Genomic DNA, 15,358 nt, shown 5'->3' on the forward strand with positions numbered 1-15,358 from the left:
AAACAGGGCATCCGTTTTTTCGATCAGCCGGCGGCGCTTTGTTCCGCCGTCGGCGGCCGCAACCGGCTTGCCGGCAGCGTGATCGTCAACGTCGTCCCTTTTTGTACGGCGCTTTCGATCGTCCACGTTCCTCCCATTTGTTCGATGATTTTGACGGCGACCATCGCACCAAGCCCAGTGCCTTTTTCTTTTGTGCTGAAGTATGGCTCGCCGAAGCGGCGCACTTGTTCTTTCGTCATGCCAACGCCGTTGTCGGAAATGGTGATGACGACTGATGCCTCCCGGTTCTCGGCCGCAACATGGAGCGTGCCGCCGTTCGGCATCGCCTCAATGCTGTTTTTCAACAAGTTGAGAAAGGCTCTTCACCACAAGTTGTACTTGATCATTGAAGATCGGTGTGCATAGAGAAAATAGAGGGTACAAAAAATGCGAATTTTCCTGTATGGTAAAGGTGTCCAAACCAAACCATTGGAGGAAAATTCGCATGTACGCTCAGTTTATCAAAGAACTCATCGATTTACCAGATGTTTTGATTCAAAAGGTGCGAAAAGAAGAAGAACGTTGGATTTTCGAACTTTCTCTTCCTGAACAATGCCCGTTATGTCCTGTTTGCTTGAAACGCACGATCAAAATGACAGGAAAAAAGAAGCAATGGATGCATGGGTATGCTCAACGGATCGGCATCTTTTGGGTGGAACTCCCTGTGGAGCGTAGACGTTGTTGTACATGTGGCATGACATTCAGCACGTCTTATCCCGGAATTTCCCCTCGAAGTGCAGCGACGGATGCGTTTCAGCAATGGGTGGCGCAATCTTGCATCGGAACATCCATTCAGGCGGTGGCTCGTATGCTCAAGCTTCCGTACACGACCGTTGAACGCTGGTTTTATACCCATGCCCCTTCCTTCCTATCGAATGACATCCAACCAAAGGCAGTTTGTGTCGATGAGTTTGCGTTTCGAAAAGGACATGATTACGGAGTGGCAGTCATGGATGCCGAAACGGGAGAAGTGTATGCCGTTGAAGCAGGAAAGAACGAGGAAGCCATTGGACGTGTGTTGGCTCCTGTGTCTGGTTCTGTTCAGTATGTCGTGAGTGATTTGGCTCCAGCGATGAAAAAAGCCATTCAAGGGGTGTGTCCGGAAGCGAAGCATGTGGTCGATTATTTTCATGTGATTCAATTGTTTACGGAAGCGTTGGATCGATGCCGCAAATCCTTCGGAAAAGGGAACAAGAAACATGGGCATGTTCGGCATGTTTGCCGCTTATTGACCCAGTGCCCCGAGAAACTCACCGAGGAGGAGCGCCAAACGGTGCGGGAGTGGCAGAAAGAGAGTGATTCCTTGCAGGCTGTCTATCAATCCCTTCAACATTTTCGTTATGTATCCAAAAGCCAAAACGAGCGACAAGCGAAACGTCGTTTGAACGCCTGGGTTCATCGGTATTTGTTTTGTCCTTGTTCTGCTGTTCGCGCCATCGCAAAATCACTCGTCAAACGAACAGACGAAATCATATCGTGCATTTTATCCCCTTATTCAAATGGGAAAATGGAGGGAACAAATAACAAGATCAAGCTGATGAAACGTCGGGGATACGGATACAGAAATATCCAGCGTTTTGCATTGCGGGTTCGGCTAGAAACAGCTAACATACTTTCATGACAGGTGCAAGTACAACTTTTGGTGATGAACCTAAAAAAAAGAAATTCGGAATATTTTTCCAGACCTTCCTCGCATTCGAACAGCCATGCCTAGTCCACATTATTGTGTAAAATCCATTCTCCATCCAGTGAACTTGGATCACTGGAAAACAAAAGCACTTTTTTGCCGTTTTTCTTTTTACGCCATTTTCGGGACTCCATCAACAGTCATCAACGCATATACAGAAAAACCAACGGACAGCGGTTCTTTCATAAAGATGGTTGTCCGTTGGTTTTTCGCGTCTAATTATAAAACTTATTGCTTTCCTCATTATCTTTCATGTATGTATTTCTTTGTTTACCAGCAAAAAAAGGAAAGTGCACACGAGTGTTGATTATCCAAAATTATACATACGCCTTCCATAAATTTGGGCATACTCAAACAAAGCAGCGGCCATCCCGGATTTCCAATCGAGAGGAAGCTGCCCAGAGAAAAAACGGCGAACGAACGAAATGAAGGAAAGAGAGACGTTCGTCTGTTTTTTGGTTTGATCATACAGCCATCGCAGCAACACATACGCGATGAACGCCGCAAACAGTTGGTTGTATACCGCATTTTCCGTCGTGCCAAACAAGGTCGGGACATTCAGATATTGCTTCACCCAACGGAAAAAGACCTCAACAGTCCAACGTTGTTGGTACATGTCGGCAATGGTTTCCGCAGACGCATGGAAGAGGTTCGTCACGACCCGAATGTCGCGGCCATTCGCATCTCGAAAGATCACCACCCGGTGACGCTTGGTGGAGCGGCATTGTTTCGTCCCCAACTGGCACGTGAAGTCGGCTTGAACCGATGAGGATGTGCTGGAAAGGCGTTTCAAGCTTTTTTTCTGATGAAGTTCGATGTTGTCCTTCATCCGAATGACAAAGAGCTGATGCTGCTCCACAAATCGATCGAGGCGTTCGATTTTGAAATACGCCCGGTCTTCCACGAGCACTTGTTGAGCGTTCGTCAACTGTTCTCCCACTGGGCCATCGTGACGCAGTCCGGTCGTTTCCACCACGTCTGCCGGCAGCGAGGATTCCGGCGAATACGCGACGTGCAGCTTCACTCCGGCGCGTTCGCCGTGATACGGCGCCCATGGCAGGCGGTTTTTCCCGACCGTGACGGTCGTCGAATCCACCACCCGAAGCGGTTTGGGAAACCGAAGCGAACGGCGGGTTTGGCGGTTGCACTTGGAAATGATCAACGCCAACAAGCGTTTCATGATGTCATAGGGAACTTCTTTCGCTTTCTTGGATACAGTGGAATAATGGAATCGCAGCAATCCATACAGAGGCCCCACGTCAGCTCCATGGCGAAAGCTTTTCCATTGATGCATGGCGGCCAGCAGGAAGAAATGAATCAACTCGCGCAACGTAAAGGTTCGAGACGAATCACGATCCCCAACCGCTTCGGCAATCAGTTGAATCTCTTCATCCGAAACAAGTTTTTGCATCAAATTCGGGAGTGTGGTATGCTTGTTCATAGAGAGCACCTCCTGGGTTTGTTTGTGTCGCTGCTCACATTCTACAGGAAAGGTGCTCTTTTTTCTATACCCTTTGGATTTTATTGGATAATCAACACGCCTGTTCTTCTAGAAATTATACATGTCAATGCGGATACAAACAACACCGTGACATCCACGGAGCGATGAATTTATTTGCCAAAGTATATTATGGCGAAATTCGCCCGTTGGAATTTACGGTCAAACCGTTTACGTATCGACGGATTGCATAATCAAGAAGTCGTAGATGGCGAGTTCCCGCCCTTGAGTATCGATGATACTCATGTTGCCTGTCGCTCCCAACGGGACGGATGCCAGGCGTTGCCTGCAGATAGGCTGCCGACCAACCTATCACGCATCCACCCCGAAGGGGAAACAGGAAACTCCCACTTCTGTAAGTGGGAGAGGTTCATGAAAGTGAATGTCGAGCTCGATCCGGCTTACAAGGAAATTCGGCAGACCAACATGGGGAAATTGCATCCTACGGAAGAGGAACAACGGGAGATGGAAATTGGTCCAAACCGGTGCGCCGTTCGGTAAAGAGAGAAAGCCGGCATTTTCCAATGCCGGCTTTTTTCCTCTCTTTGCGAGTATAATGAAATGGAAGTGAGGAATAGGAGAGAAAAGGATGACAGGGCATCGTTTTCATTACGAACATGCTGAACGATTATTGGATCCGAAGCGCAAGGAATGGATCGACCCGCAACGGGTCATTTCGATGTTGTCCGTGAAACCGGATGACACGGTCGTCGATCTTGGCGCCGGGAATGGTTATTTCACGATTCCTCTCGCGCAGGCGACAAACGGAAAAGTGTATGCGGTCGATGTGCAGCCAGAAATGATTGAATTGCTAAAACAGCGAGCCGCGAAACTAGCGGTCACCAACATCGAATATCGGGTGGCGGATGTCGCTTCGACCGCCTTGCCTTCGCATTCGGTGGACAAAGGGATCATGGCATTTGTCTTTCATGAGGTGGAACAAAAAGAAGCCGCCCTTGACGAAATTCGCCGTGTGATGAGGCCAAACGGGCAGTTTCTGTTGATCGAATGGGAGACGATGGAAAGCGAAATGGGGCCGCCGCTCCATGAGCGGATTCCGTCGGAGGAACTGTTTTCCTATGTGAAGCAAAAGGCGGGCAACGTGGAACTTGTCCGTTTTCACCCGGCTGTCTATGGTCTTTTGATTCGCTGGGAATAACCAATTGTTGAGGAAAATATTTCTTATTGTCATTATACCGTATAGGGTATATAATGATCATGCATAGGGTGAATAGAGGGGGTGAACCGTTGATCGTTAGCAGTTTGTTCTTCTTTCTCATTCTTTTCGCCGTGGCGTTGTATCGACGCTACTATCCTGTAAAACATATCCCATGCCTTCCGGTAGAAGAGGTGCCGGACGGCTTGCTTCTTCTTGACTTGCGCGATTATAATGAAAGCAACGGCTCCATATTTGGCCAAGCGTTGCATATTCCGGTGGCGTATTTGAAACGGCATGCGCGGGATATTCCGCCAAAGCCGCTTCATATCATCGTTCAGGATGACATCGAAAAAAACGTCGGCATCCGCCTGTTGCGCCGCTATGGCTATGAGGTGAACAGCTATTCGATCACGGCTTGCGATTGTCAAGAAAGGGGGCGAACGAGCCGATGGAATATAACAAAGAGATCAAAAACCGCTTAAAACGGATTGAAGGACAAATTAAAGGCGTCCTTGGCATGATGGAACAAGGGAAAGACTGCAAGAGCGTCGTTTCCCAGCTGTCGGCGGCGCGCAATGCCATTGACCGCGCCATTGCCGTCATCGTCAGCACCAATTTGGAACATTGTCTTCGTGAAAGCATGGAAAAAGGGGAAAGCACAGACAGTCTTGTCAAAGAAGCAGTGGAACTGCTTGTGAAAAGCCGTTAATGCGTTGCTCAACAAAAAGGTGTTGACAACGTTCTTTTTCTCGTAGTAATATACCCATAGGGGTAATGGTAATAAAACGTATGATATCAAGGAGGTTATCAAAATGAACGCAACGAAAGTATTGGATGCAAAAGGATTGGCCTGCCCGATGCCGGTGGTGAGAGCGAAAAAAGCGATGGACGAATTGCAATCAGGTCAAGTGCTCGAGGTGCACACGACCGATAAAGGGGCGAAAAACGATTTGCCGGCATGGGCGAAAGCGAGCGGCCATACGGTGCTTGAGATGAAAGAAGACAACGGTGTGTTGATGTTCTGGATCCAAAAAGGATAATGTGTGCACATTTTTATACCCATACAGGTATGAAAGGAAGGAGGCAGCCAGATGACACAGCCGAAGAAAAAGACGACGATCATTTTGTTCAGCGGCGACTATGACAAGGCGATGGCGGCTTACATCATCGCCAACGGCGCCGCTGCCTACGACCATGACGTGACGATCTTTCATACGTTCTGGGGGCTGAACGCCTTGCGGAAAGAGGCGTCGGTTCCAGTGCAAAAAGGGTTTCTTGAAAAGATGTTCGCGAAAATGATGCCGCGCGGCGCGGACCGCATGGGGCTGTCGCGCATGAATTTTGCCGGCATCGGCCCGAAGTTGATCAAAAAGGTCATCAAAAAGCATAACGCCATGCCGCTTCCGCAGTTGATCGAGATGGCGAAGGAGCAAGGCGTGAAACTCGTCGCTTGCCAAATGACGGTCGATTTGCTTGGGCTGAAGCCGGAGGAATTGATCGACGGCGTTGAGTTTGCTGGCGTCGCCGCGTATTTGGCTGATGCGTCGGAAGGGAACGTGAACTTATTTATTTAACGAGGGAATCATATGTCGCAAACCATCATCAACATCATCCTGTTTGTTTTGCTTGTTTGGTTTTTTGCCAGCCGCTTCATCTCGCCGAAAGGGGTGCGGATGATGACGGCGGCGGAATTGAAACGCCGGTTGAAAGAACCTGGGGTGCAATATATTGATGTGTGCACCCCTTTGGAGTTTCAGTCTTACCATCTGCCAGGGTTTCGGAACATCCCGCTGCACGAATTGACAGCCCGTGCTCACGAACTATCGAAAGAGAAAGAAGTGATTGTCATTTGCCAAAGCGGGATGCGAAGCCAAAAAGCAAGCCGACTGTTAAAGAAAATGGGATTTCAGCACGTGACGAACGTCAAAGGCGGCCTAAACGCCTGGCAGTAGAGGAGGATGATGATGAAAACGATCACGCCAAAAGAGGTAGAAGAACGGCTTCGCGCTGGAGAATCACTTCATATCATTGATGTGCGCGAGCCGGAGGAAGTCGCTGCAGGCAAAATTCCAGGAGCGGTCAATATTCCGCTCGGTTTGATCGAGTTTCGCATGCATGAATTGGACAAAAATGAGGAATACATTCTCGTCTGCCGTTCCGGCGGCCGCAGCGGCCGTGCCGCGGAGTTTCTTGACAGCCGCGGTTACCGCGTCATCAACATGACAGGCGGCATGCTCGCCTGGGAAGGGCCTGTCGAATAAGCTGTAAGGAGGGATTCGTTCATGATTAAAGTTGATATGACCGTTGATGCGAAAGGACTGTCCTGCCCGATGCCGATCGTTCGCACGAAAAAAGCCATCAATGAGCTGCAGCCAGGCCAAGTGCTGGAAGTGCAGGCGACGGATAAGGGATCCAAAGCCGATATCAAAGCATGGGCGGAAAGCACAGGGCATCAATATGTAGGAACAATTGAAGAAAATGGGGTTTTGAAACATTATATCCGCAAGTCAGTGGAACATGAAACACGCAACGAAACGGCATTCCCTCATGTCGTATCGAATGAACAATTGCAAGAAAAACTTCACGATCCTGATTCGTTTGTTTTGGATGTCCGCGAACCGGCGGAGTATGCGTTTGGCCATATTCCGGGCGCCGTTTCAATTCCGCTTGGGGAGCTCGAGAATCGGATGGCCGAACTTCCGAAAGACAAAACGATTTATGTCGTGTGCCGCACAGGGACACGGAGCGATTTGGCTGCGCAAAAGCTGGCCGAAAAAGGATTTGACCGTGTGCGCAACGTCGTTCCCGGCATGTCGCAATGGAACGGGCCGCTTGATTCCGCTCAATCGTAATGAGCGGCCTTTTTTAACAATCAAATATACATTAGGGGGTATGTTGATATGGTGAAAGAAATGACCGTGCAACAAATGACGGAAAAGGTGTTCAACAAAGAATCGCTGTTCATCTTGGACGTCCGCAACGAAAGCGATTTTCGCGATTGGAAAATCGAAGGGAAAAACTTTGACTATTTGAACGTGCCGTATTTTGAATTGATTGATGGGGTTGACTCGATTGTCGACCGTCTTCCGAAAGACAAAGACATCGTCGTCGTGTGCGCGAAGGGCGGATCGGCGGCGTTTGTCGCCGAACAGCTGACGGAAGCCGGGTTTGACAACGTTTATACGCTCGCTGGCGGGATGCAGGCGTGGAGTGAGCATCTCCATCAAGCGAAAGTATACGAAGATGATCAGTTGAAAATTTACCAATTCATCCGCGTCGGCAAAGGATGCCTGTCGTATATGGTCATCTCCGGAAGCGAAGCGCTTGTCGTCGATCCGTTGCGATTTATTGACGTGTACGAACAAGCCGCCCAACAAGAAGGGGTGAAGATCACGCATATCGTGGACTCGCACTTGCATGCCGACCATCTTTCCGGCGGCAAGGCGCTGGCCGAACGAACGGGGGCAACGTACTACTTGATGAAAAGCGAGGGAGCGGTGTTTGATTTCGAGCCGCTCGAGCAACATGACACGATCGACTTTGCCAACGTTCATTTGGAAGTGTTGGCCGTGAAAACGCCAGGCCATACGCCAGGCAGCGTCTCGTTCTTTGTCAACGGCAAATGGCTGTTCTCGGGTGACACGATTTTTGTCGGCGGTCTCGGGCGGCCGGACCTTGGCGGCAAAGTGGCGGAATGGGCGGCGGATTTGTATGACACCGTGTACGAAAAAGTCGCGGCCATGGCGGATGATGTGATCGTCTTGCCGGCTCACTACGCGAACTTGGATGAAGAAATCAACGCGGAGGGGTATGTCGGCGATACGTTGGGCCGCATCCGCGCCCGCAATGAGATGATGCAAAACAAACCGAAAGACGAATTTATCGATCTTGTCATCCAAAGCGCCAAGACGGAAACCCCGCCGAACTTTGAAGACATTGTCGCCATCAACCGCGGGCTCAAAACCGTGGATATCGAAACAGAGCGGGAGCTTGAGATCGGCCCGAACCGCTGCGCGCTGCATCATGCCCATGCCTAAAGAAGCGGCACAGATTGACAGGGGGCGGGGGCGTGCCCCGTCCCTTTTGAAACGAAAAGGGAGGATGATCGATGGATGTTTCGCTCGCGTTTCTCATTGTCATCTTTTTCATCGGTTTTGTCGGTTCGTTTATTTCTGGGATGGTGGGGATCGGCGGATCGATTATTAAATATCCGATGCTTCTGTATCTTCCGCCGTTGTTTGGACTGGCGGCGTTCAGCGCCCATGAAGTGTCGGGAATCAGCGCGGTGCAAGTGTTTTTCGCCACGATCGGCGGCGTGTGGGCGTATCGAAAAAGCGGCTATTTGAACAAATCGCTCATTTTGTATATGGGGGTAAGCATTCTTGTCGGCAGTTTTGTCGGCGGTTACGGCTCGAAGCTGATGAGCGAGGGAACGATTAACGTCGTTTACGGCGTCTTGGCGGCATTAGCCGCGATCATGATGTTTGTGCCGAAAAAAGGGATCGATGACATTCCGCTTGACCAAGTGACGTTCAACAAAGGGGTGGCGGCCGCCTTGGCGTTCCTCATCGGCGTCGGGTCCGGCATCGTCGGGGCGGCGGGGGCGTTTTTGCTTGTGCCGGTCATGCTCGTGGTCCTGAAAATCCCGACGCGAATGACGATCGCTACGTCTTTGGCCATTACGTTCATTTCCTCCATTGGCTCTACGTTCGGGAAAATCGCCACCGGCCAAGTCGATTACATCCCGGCGCTCATCATGGTCGTCGCGAGCTTGCTTGCCTCTCCGCTAGGGGCGAAAGCGGGGCAAAAAATGAACACGAAAGTGCTGCAAGTCATCCTTGCCGTGTTGATTTTGGCGACGGCGGTGAAAATTTGGGTGGATATTTTATGATCGAAGCACTTGAAAGGCGACGGGTCACGGGAAAAGACATGTGAATGCTGGAACTGATCATGTGTCGCCGTCCGTTTTCTGCGTGATGGTGAGCGATCGATTTGAGCATGCTAAACAACGGGAAAACATAACGAAGGGAAGAAGGAACGATGTTCCATTACACGGTTGACGTGTCAACGGGCATGAACGAAACGATCGAGCGTTTGGAAGAGAACTTGAAACAAGAAGGGTTTGGCGTGCTCTGGCGGTTCAGCGTGACCGAAAAGCTGCAAGAAAAGGGGCTTGATTTTTCCACGCCGATGGTCATTTTCGAAGTGTACAACCCGCAAGAAGCGGCGCGGGTGTGAAATGAAAACTTGTTGGTCGGTTACTTTTTGCCGTGCAAACTCGTCTATCAAGAGAACGGCACAACGAAAATCGGCATGCCGAAGCCGACAATGCTTGTTGGCATGGTGAACGAGCCGGCGTTGAAGGAAATCGCGGAAGATATTGAGAAAAGGTTGGTCGCTTGCATTGACCAATGCCGTCAGTGAAAAGGAAAAAGGTGTCCCACAGACGGGGCACCTTTTGGTTGTGCACATATAAACGGAAACGCAGGTTTGCCGAAAGAAAAGCGCTCTTTTCCCCTCTTCGCTGCTATTTGATCCACATAGGAGGCGGACGGCCGCAAAGCCCATCCTTTCTACAAATTCTCTTTCCCCGCCGCTTTTTTTGTTTTTGCCCGTTTTTTGGCTGCGCGCGGCTGTTTTTCCGTTTCCAGTTCGCGATGCACAATCCGGTCGGGGTTGAGCCCATTGCCGAGCGTGCCGTACACATGGCCTTGCTTCGGTTCGATAAGCTCGTTGTGCTCGTAGTAGACGCGCGGCGTTTTCCAAAGGGCGGCCAACGCTTTTCCCATCGGCATTTCGTGGTAGCGGTCGGGCCACATTTGTTTGATGTGTTTTTTCACGAGCGGGTAGTACTTCGAGCTCATCGCTGGAAAGAGATGATGTTCAGTATGGTGCGAAAAGTGGAAGTGAAGGATATCCACCCACTTTGGCACGGTGACCGACAAACTGTTCGCCAACGGATCGTTGACCGGCACTAACGGATTGAGACGATGGTTGGTTGCGATATAGCTCATGACGATCGTGTTGGCGACGAGCAGCGGAAGCAAAAAGGCGAACAGCCATTTTTCCCAGCCGACAAGCCATAACAGCCCGAGCCATGTCGCCCAAGGCAAGAAAAATTGAAACAGGACAACCGCGCGGTTCTTCCGGCGAAAGTCTTTGAAAAAGTAAAAAAGCATCCGCACCGAATGAAGGGTAAACATCACCGACAAGGAGCTAAACGAGAAAAACGCGCGAATCGGAAACGGGATGCGGTATACCCAAGAGAGCAGGCGGCTTTTCGCTAATTTCTCCATGCTTGGCCACGCGTCCGGGTCTTTTTCTTCATGCTGGGTATGCACATGGTGGCTGGCGTTATGCCATTTTCTCCACAACTTCGGACCGGTGCAAAGCGGCCAAAAGGCGATCGCTCCGAGAAGATCGCGCAGCCATGGTGTACGGACGACGGTGCCATGCAAAATTTCATGTCCTAAAAATCCTAACGCAGCAAAACTGAAACCAAGCACAACCGAGATGAGGAGGTTCCATACAGGATGGAGGTGGAAAAGGGACACAGCGAGGATGCCGGCGATGACGAGCCCTACATAAGCCAGACCTCCAAACAAGCGGGACTTCACGGGTTGAAACGCTTTTTTCGGCAAATGCGGGGCCATTTTCGCCGCGTACCAGCCGAACGGGTGAAAATCATTCATTCAGTGATCTCCTTTCAAGCTACTCTCCGTTTGACAAGCAGCGGCGAAGCCATTCACACACTCTTGGTCGCAACGAAGACCTTATTTCATAAGGTGATCCCCAAAGCTGTCATCTATGCCGAAATGATGCGGAGGGCGGAGAAAAGCTCTAGGTCACTATAAAATTTATCATAATATCTTTTGGATTGTCCTGTCTATAGGCTTGATGGAAAACTGCCAAAATTGAGTATGGCGGCAATATTTCGAGAAGAACAGGCTAAACGATTGAGAAGGCGGCTGGCTAAAACATCATGATCAATGTCCCGATGGTAATGAGCAGCACCCCGATCACCACTTTCGCGGACAGCGGTTCGCCGAGAAACATCGCCGCAAACAAGATCGTCAGCACCAAGCTCGACTTGTCAATGGCGGTGACGCGCGAGACATCGCCGATTTGGATTGCTTTGTAGAAACAAAGCCACGACAATCCGGTTGCTGCTCCTGAAAGGCAGAGAAACACCCAGCTTTTCGTTGAGATCACTTTGACGCCTTGATGGGCGCCTGTCATCCAGACGATCAGCCATGCGAGCACGAGCACGACAACGGTGCGAATAGCGGTCGCGAGATGGGAATTGACGTTTTCAATGCCGATTTTCGCCAGCACCGATGTCAGCGCCGCAAACACCGCCGCCAACAAAGCATACACGATCCACATATCGATCCCTTCGCTTTCGCTGAGAATTTTTCTCATCTATTATACTATGAGAAGGAAGAACATTTCGCCATTTTTCCGTTCGTTTGTTATAATGGAGGGCAAGCACCACTTTTGCGAGCTGGGCGTTAAGATGAGCACAAATCCCCCTCGTTCTGATGAAGTGCGCCAATGGTTCGCACCGTTTGTGATCGAAGAACCCGACAGCTATCAGAATAAAAAGGAAGCGTTGCAGAACAAGAGCAGATGGAGTCAGGCGCTGACGTACGGAGAGAAGAGGGTGGATATTTCCAACTTTCCACTAGCCCCGGCTTCTGTCGGAACACCGTTTTTCCAGCCGCTTTTGGCATGACGAAAGAAAGAGGGATCAGAGATGTTGATTGCACTCGATATGGACGGAACGCTATTAAACAGGGAAGGAAAAATCAGTGAACGAAACCGGGCGGCCATCACCGCAGCGCAGGCGCAGGGCCACATTGTCGCCGTCGTGACAGGGAGGGCGCGCAAAGACGCGCTCGCCCCGCTTCGCGAGGCGGACATTATCTGCCCGATTGCCAGCTTAAACGGCGCGGTCGTTTCGCTCGAAGACGGCACGGTCATCAGCGAGGCGCCGCTCGAGCGGACAATCGTCCGTCCGACGCTTGAGTGGGTGCGCGAACAGTCCGATTTGTATTGCGAAACGTACACGGGCGATGCGGTCTATGTCGGCCTGCACAACCGCGCCCAATGGGAGGCGCTCGCTTCCGGGATGGCCGATGCGGCGCCAGAGGTGAAGTGGCTCGTGAACAAGCAGTTCCAGCAGGCGCGGGTGATGTATGTTGATGACATCCGCACGGTGTGGGACGACCCGCAGACGGTGATGTATAAGCTGCTGATTTTCGCCCTCGACCGCGAGCGGCTGCGTGATGCAGCGTCGCGATTCGCCGCGCTCCGTGGTGTCACGGTTACCTCGTCGCACCCGCACAATATTGAGATGAACAACGAACGGGCGACAAAAGGCGAGGCGCTCAAACAGCTCGCCGCCCATTACGGCATCGATGTGCGCGACACGGTCGCTTTTGGCGACAGCCATAACGATTTGTCGATGTTTAAGGTCGCAGGCTATCGCGTGGCGATGGACAATGCCGAGCCGGAGCTGAAAGCCATCTGCGACATGGTGACGTCCTCCCACGAAGAAGATGGGGTGGCGGCGGGGCTTGAGCGGCTGCTTGCGAAACGGGTGTAGCGGCACCCGTTTTTTTCGATTGGACGTTCACCACATCGCTTTGGATGTAGAGAGGCTCAGGTTTCCGGTGCTTGCCCCGTCTGCTGAAACGTGAATGTGTGCTGTCGGAGAGGGGAATCGTTTTCGCCGCTTATGGACAACAGTCGCATCATCATCTCAACGTATGGCAACGAAAGGTGAGAACAATGACGCACGATCGCATTCAAGACTGAATTGGAATGTGGTGGGTGCCGGTGTATACAGCGGCGGTGGCGCTGTATATGGTGGTCCAGTTTGTCGAGACGGCCCCCGTTCACGATGCTATGGGAACTGCAGCGCTGTCAGCGTTTATTGTGTCCACGTTTTTCGCCCGCGGGGTGTACCAGGTGTCGGGAGCTCTGTTTTTTGCATTTGGTGTTGGATTGTTTTGTTTCGGATGGGCGCTGCTTGTGCGCCGGGTGAAGCGGTATGCGGTGATGGCGCTCTGCCATTGGAAAGAGCGGACAGAGGGATTGGGAAACTATTTTTTCATGTTTTTAGGAGCCGGGTTGTTTGTCGAGATGCTGGCCCGGTCTCCGCTGCTCGCTGGGCTTGGAGGCTGGTTTCGCGTCGGGGCGGAACATTCCGTCTGGCTGTATGGAATGATTGCCGTTTATTTTTTCGCGACGTCGTTTGTTGGGTTTCATCCGTTGGTCAGCTTGACGCTGCTCATGCCGCTGCTTGTTCCGGCGGTGCCGTTGTCGATTGTGCTCGTTTGTTGCAGTTTGGCGACGGTCATGTACAGCCCGTACAATATTTCTGTTTCTTTGCTGGCGGAGGAGCTGGGGGACAATCCGTATCGGATCGGCAGGAGGAATGTTCCGTTTGCGCTCGGTTATATGGCCGGAGGAATCGGCATTGCGCTGTTGGCGGAGCGGCTGTTTTTCGGCTGATATCTATGGCGTTGTGGGGTCGTTTCCTTCTTTTTTTCAAAGAAAGAAGATTTTTAGGTTGACAGCGTTTTCATCAGAACGATATAATGAGATCGAATCGATTGAATTGTTTGTCATTTCTTTTTTAGATCGATCTAATAAATAGGCGTGCCTAGTTGGTGCGCTCGGGATCGTCTGCTTAAAAATGGAAACAAAGAAGATTTGTTCTGGAGGTTTTTAGATCGATCTAATCTTCATTCTTTTGTTTTATATCTCACATTTCGCACCCTAACAAGGTCAAAACAAAGGATTTTTTATTTAACCCGTGGTGCTAGTTGAGCTTTAGCGCTCAACTAGCCCAAGTGTAACCAGGGAATAAGCTAACAATATACCGTCTAGTGCCACTTCAAATCCGATAATCGAATTGGCTCGGATCCCCGTGATGCGATAGTGGTCAACCAGAACCGAGAACACCGTCTCGATCACTTTGCGTTTTTGTTGGATCCACTGCTCCCATGTCTCAGACGCACGATGTTTCTGGTTTTTTCGAGACGGAGTCCAAAGCGCCATTTGGTATTCTTCGTACAGCCTTTTTTGCAAGTCACGGCTAATGAATCCTTTGTCCCCAAAGTTATACGGGTGGGGAATTTGGGTCATCACGCTTTCGGCTGCGATTCGATCGTGGCAAGATGCTTCCGTCACCACATACCCCATTGGCAGCCCTTGATCGGTCACTTGAAGGTGCAGCTTCAACCCGTAGTACCATTGCTTTTTGGAAGCGCAATACCCGATGTCGGCGATCTCTTGAAACCGTTTGACGCGATGCATTCTTGCCGTATGGCACAATGGGAGCGGCAAGCTGTCCACGACGGCATAGGCATGATGTTGACCGCGTTTTGCCAGCTCATGACGGATCCATTTGATGGCGAAACCAAGCGCCCGGCAACGGCGGTTATACCGGGAACGTTCGAGAAACGAGCCGTTTGTGAACAAATTTCCCGTGACAAAACGATGCCATGCCCGTGAAGTAAAACCGAGCAGCTTTCCTAAAAGATGAATGGCGATGATGACAGCGTCCTCTTGCTTGACCAAATGGCGATTTCGACGATGAAGATGCACCTGAATGCATGAAAGTTGAGCAGAAACAAAAACGAAAATGGCGGCATATTGCTTTTGAATCTTTGCTTGATCTGTAGTAAAATGAAAGTGCTCTTGCATAGGGATTCTCCTTTTCAATGTTTGGTTGCACTTTCATTTTAAGGGGATCCTCTGCAAGGGCTATTTTTATGCTTGTTTGAGTTTATCTAGCACCACGGGTATACTGCTATTTTCTCTGAAAAGAATATAATCTCTTCAAGTTTCTTACATAAAGAGTACCACCTGAATCCGTGACAGAAGTGTATCAAAAATGCCGGGAAACCCAATCGTGTCGAGACTTCGACTCCATTTCGAATGTTCACCTATTAGGTGAAGAACC

20 protein-coding genes and 2 pseudogenes are annotated in these 15,358 nt (G+C 50.6%); 17 read left to right on the forward strand and 5 right to left on the reverse strand.

Going from position 1 to position 15,358, the window contains the following annotated elements:
• Positions 1-23: 23 nt before the first annotated feature.
• Positions 24-356: pseudogene (locus tag NSQ51_RS07935) on the reverse strand (ATP-binding protein); the annotation flags it as partial.
• A 128-nt stretch (positions 357-484) separates the two neighbouring features.
• Between NSQ51_RS07935 and NSQ51_RS07940 the strand changes: the two are divergent.
• On the forward strand, positions 485-1,660 hold the full coding sequence (locus tag NSQ51_RS07940) for an ISL3 family transposase (protein ID WP_050367390.1): 1,176 nt from the start codon (positions 485-487) through the stop codon (positions 1,658-1,660).
• 373 nt (positions 1,661-2,033) lie between these two features.
• Here NSQ51_RS07940 and NSQ51_RS07945 read toward each other — a convergent pair whose 3' ends face one another.
• Positions 2,034-3,167 (reverse strand): IS4-like element IS5377 family transposase, encoded by a 1,134-nt coding sequence (locus NSQ51_RS07945; RefSeq protein WP_342462753.1) that lies wholly within the window; start codon positions 3,165-3,167, stop codon positions 2,034-2,036.
• Positions 3,168-3,250: 83 nt separating this feature from the next.
• On the opposite strand from NSQ51_RS07945, the gene NSQ51_RS07950 reads away from it, so the two are divergent.
• From NSQ51_RS07950 to NSQ51_RS08010, 13 genes and pseudogenes are all read left to right on the forward strand, one after another.
• On the forward strand, positions 3,251-3,418 hold the full coding sequence (locus tag NSQ51_RS07950; RefSeq protein WP_230581342.1) for a transposase: 168 nt from the start codon (positions 3,251-3,253) through the stop codon (positions 3,416-3,418).
• A 178-nt stretch (positions 3,419-3,596) separates the two neighbouring features.
• Positions 3,597-3,725 (forward strand): hypothetical protein, encoded by a 129-nt coding sequence (locus NSQ51_RS07955; RefSeq protein WP_259463666.1) that lies wholly within the window; start codon positions 3,597-3,599, stop codon positions 3,723-3,725.
• Between the two features lie 88 nt (positions 3,726-3,813).
• On the forward strand, positions 3,814-4,383 hold the full coding sequence (locus NSQ51_RS07960; protein ID WP_015375142.1) for a class I SAM-dependent methyltransferase: 570 nt from the start codon (positions 3,814-3,816) through the stop codon (positions 4,381-4,383).
• Positions 4,384-4,472: 89 nt separating this feature from the next.
• Positions 4,473-4,865 (forward strand): hypothetical protein, encoded by a 393-nt coding sequence (locus tag NSQ51_RS07965; protein WP_033015468.1) that lies wholly within the window; start codon positions 4,473-4,475, stop codon positions 4,863-4,865.
• On the forward strand, positions 4,832-5,092 hold the full coding sequence (locus NSQ51_RS07970) for a metal-sensitive transcriptional regulator (protein WP_013145015.1): 261 nt from the start codon (positions 4,832-4,834) through the stop codon (positions 5,090-5,092). The genes NSQ51_RS07965 and NSQ51_RS07970 overlap by 34 nt, the downstream gene beginning before the upstream one ends.
• Before the next feature lie 103 nt (positions 5,093-5,195).
• On the forward strand, positions 5,196-5,423 hold the full coding sequence (locus tag NSQ51_RS07975) for a sulfurtransferase TusA family protein (protein ID WP_020278577.1): 228 nt from the start codon (positions 5,196-5,198) through the stop codon (positions 5,421-5,423).
• A 51-nt stretch (positions 5,424-5,474) separates the two neighbouring features.
• Positions 5,475-5,957 carry a DsrE/DsrF/DrsH-like family protein gene (locus NSQ51_RS07980; protein WP_015375138.1) on the forward strand — a complete coding sequence of 161 codons (483 nt, stop codon included), beginning with the start codon at positions 5,475-5,477 and terminating at the stop codon, positions 5,955-5,957.
• 12 nt (positions 5,958-5,969) lie between these two features.
• Positions 5,970-6,335 carry a rhodanese-like domain-containing protein gene (locus NSQ51_RS07985; protein ID WP_033015466.1) on the forward strand — a complete coding sequence of 122 codons (366 nt, stop codon included), beginning with the start codon at positions 5,970-5,972 and terminating at the stop codon, positions 6,333-6,335.
• Between the two features lie 12 nt (positions 6,336-6,347).
• Complete coding sequence (locus NSQ51_RS07990) at positions 6,348-6,644, forward strand: rhodanese-like domain-containing protein (RefSeq protein WP_033015463.1); 297 nt, start codon at positions 6,348-6,350, stop codon at positions 6,642-6,644.
• 21 nt (positions 6,645-6,665) lie between these two features.
• Entirely contained in the window at positions 6,666-7,235 is a 570-nt protein-coding gene (locus NSQ51_RS07995) for a sulfurtransferase TusA family protein (RefSeq protein ID WP_033015461.1), read from the forward strand.
• A gap of 48 nt (positions 7,236-7,283) precedes the next feature.
• Positions 7,284-8,420 carry an MBL fold metallo-hydrolase gene (locus tag NSQ51_RS08000; protein WP_033015460.1) on the forward strand — a complete coding sequence of 379 codons (1,137 nt, stop codon included), beginning with the start codon at positions 7,284-7,286 and terminating at the stop codon, positions 8,418-8,420.
• 71 nt (positions 8,421-8,491) lie between these two features.
• On the forward strand, positions 8,492-9,274 hold the full coding sequence (locus tag NSQ51_RS08005) for a sulfite exporter TauE/SafE family protein (protein ID WP_033015458.1): 783 nt from the start codon (positions 8,492-8,494) through the stop codon (positions 9,272-9,274).
• 149 nt (positions 9,275-9,423) lie between these two features.
• Positions 9,424-9,807, forward strand: a pseudogene (locus NSQ51_RS08010) (DUF302 domain-containing protein).
• A gap of 149 nt (positions 9,808-9,956) precedes the next feature.
• Here NSQ51_RS08010 and NSQ51_RS08015 read toward each other — a convergent pair.
• Both NSQ51_RS08015 and NSQ51_RS08020 read right to left on the reverse strand, forming a co-directional pair.
• The gene (locus tag NSQ51_RS08015) at positions 9,957-11,075 is read right to left on the reverse strand and encodes an acyl-CoA desaturase (protein ID WP_055358492.1); all 1,119 of its coding nucleotides are present in this window, start codon (positions 11,073-11,075) and stop codon (positions 9,957-9,959) included.
• Between the two features lie 280 nt (positions 11,076-11,355).
• Positions 11,356-11,769 carry an EamA family transporter gene (locus tag NSQ51_RS08020; protein WP_011231547.1) on the reverse strand — a complete coding sequence of 138 codons (414 nt, stop codon included), beginning with the start codon at positions 11,767-11,769 and terminating at the stop codon, positions 11,356-11,358.
• Between the two features lie 130 nt (positions 11,770-11,899).
• Between NSQ51_RS08020 and NSQ51_RS08025 the strand changes: the two genes are divergently transcribed.
• From NSQ51_RS08025 to NSQ51_RS08035, 3 genes are all read left to right on the forward strand, one after another.
• Positions 11,900-12,118, forward strand: coding sequence for a hypothetical protein (locus tag NSQ51_RS08025; protein WP_147432153.1), 219 nt, complete (start codon positions 11,900-11,902; stop codon positions 12,116-12,118).
• A gap of 21 nt (positions 12,119-12,139) precedes the next feature.
• Positions 12,140-12,991, forward strand: a complete 852-nt coding sequence (locus tag NSQ51_RS08030) for a Cof-type HAD-IIB family hydrolase (RefSeq protein ID WP_033015450.1) — start codon at positions 12,140-12,142, stop codon at positions 12,989-12,991.
• Positions 12,992-13,209: 218 nt separating this feature from the next.
• A complete protein-coding gene (locus tag NSQ51_RS08035; RefSeq protein ID WP_230581341.1) occupies positions 13,210-13,902 on the forward strand; it encodes a hypothetical protein in 693 nt (230 codons plus the stop codon).
• A 321-nt stretch (positions 13,903-14,223) separates the two neighbouring features.
• On the opposite strand, the gene NSQ51_RS08040 is transcribed toward NSQ51_RS08035, so the two are convergent.
• Positions 14,224-15,099, reverse strand: a complete 876-nt coding sequence (locus NSQ51_RS08040; protein WP_339239037.1) for an IS982 family transposase — start codon at positions 15,097-15,099, stop codon at positions 14,224-14,226.
• Positions 15,100-15,358 lie beyond the last annotated feature (259 nt).

It is taken from the genome of Geobacillus sp. FSL K6-0789 (assembly GCF_038593135.1).
Classification (GTDB): Bacteria; Bacillota; Bacilli; order Bacillales; family Anoxybacillaceae; genus Geobacillus; species Geobacillus stearothermophilus.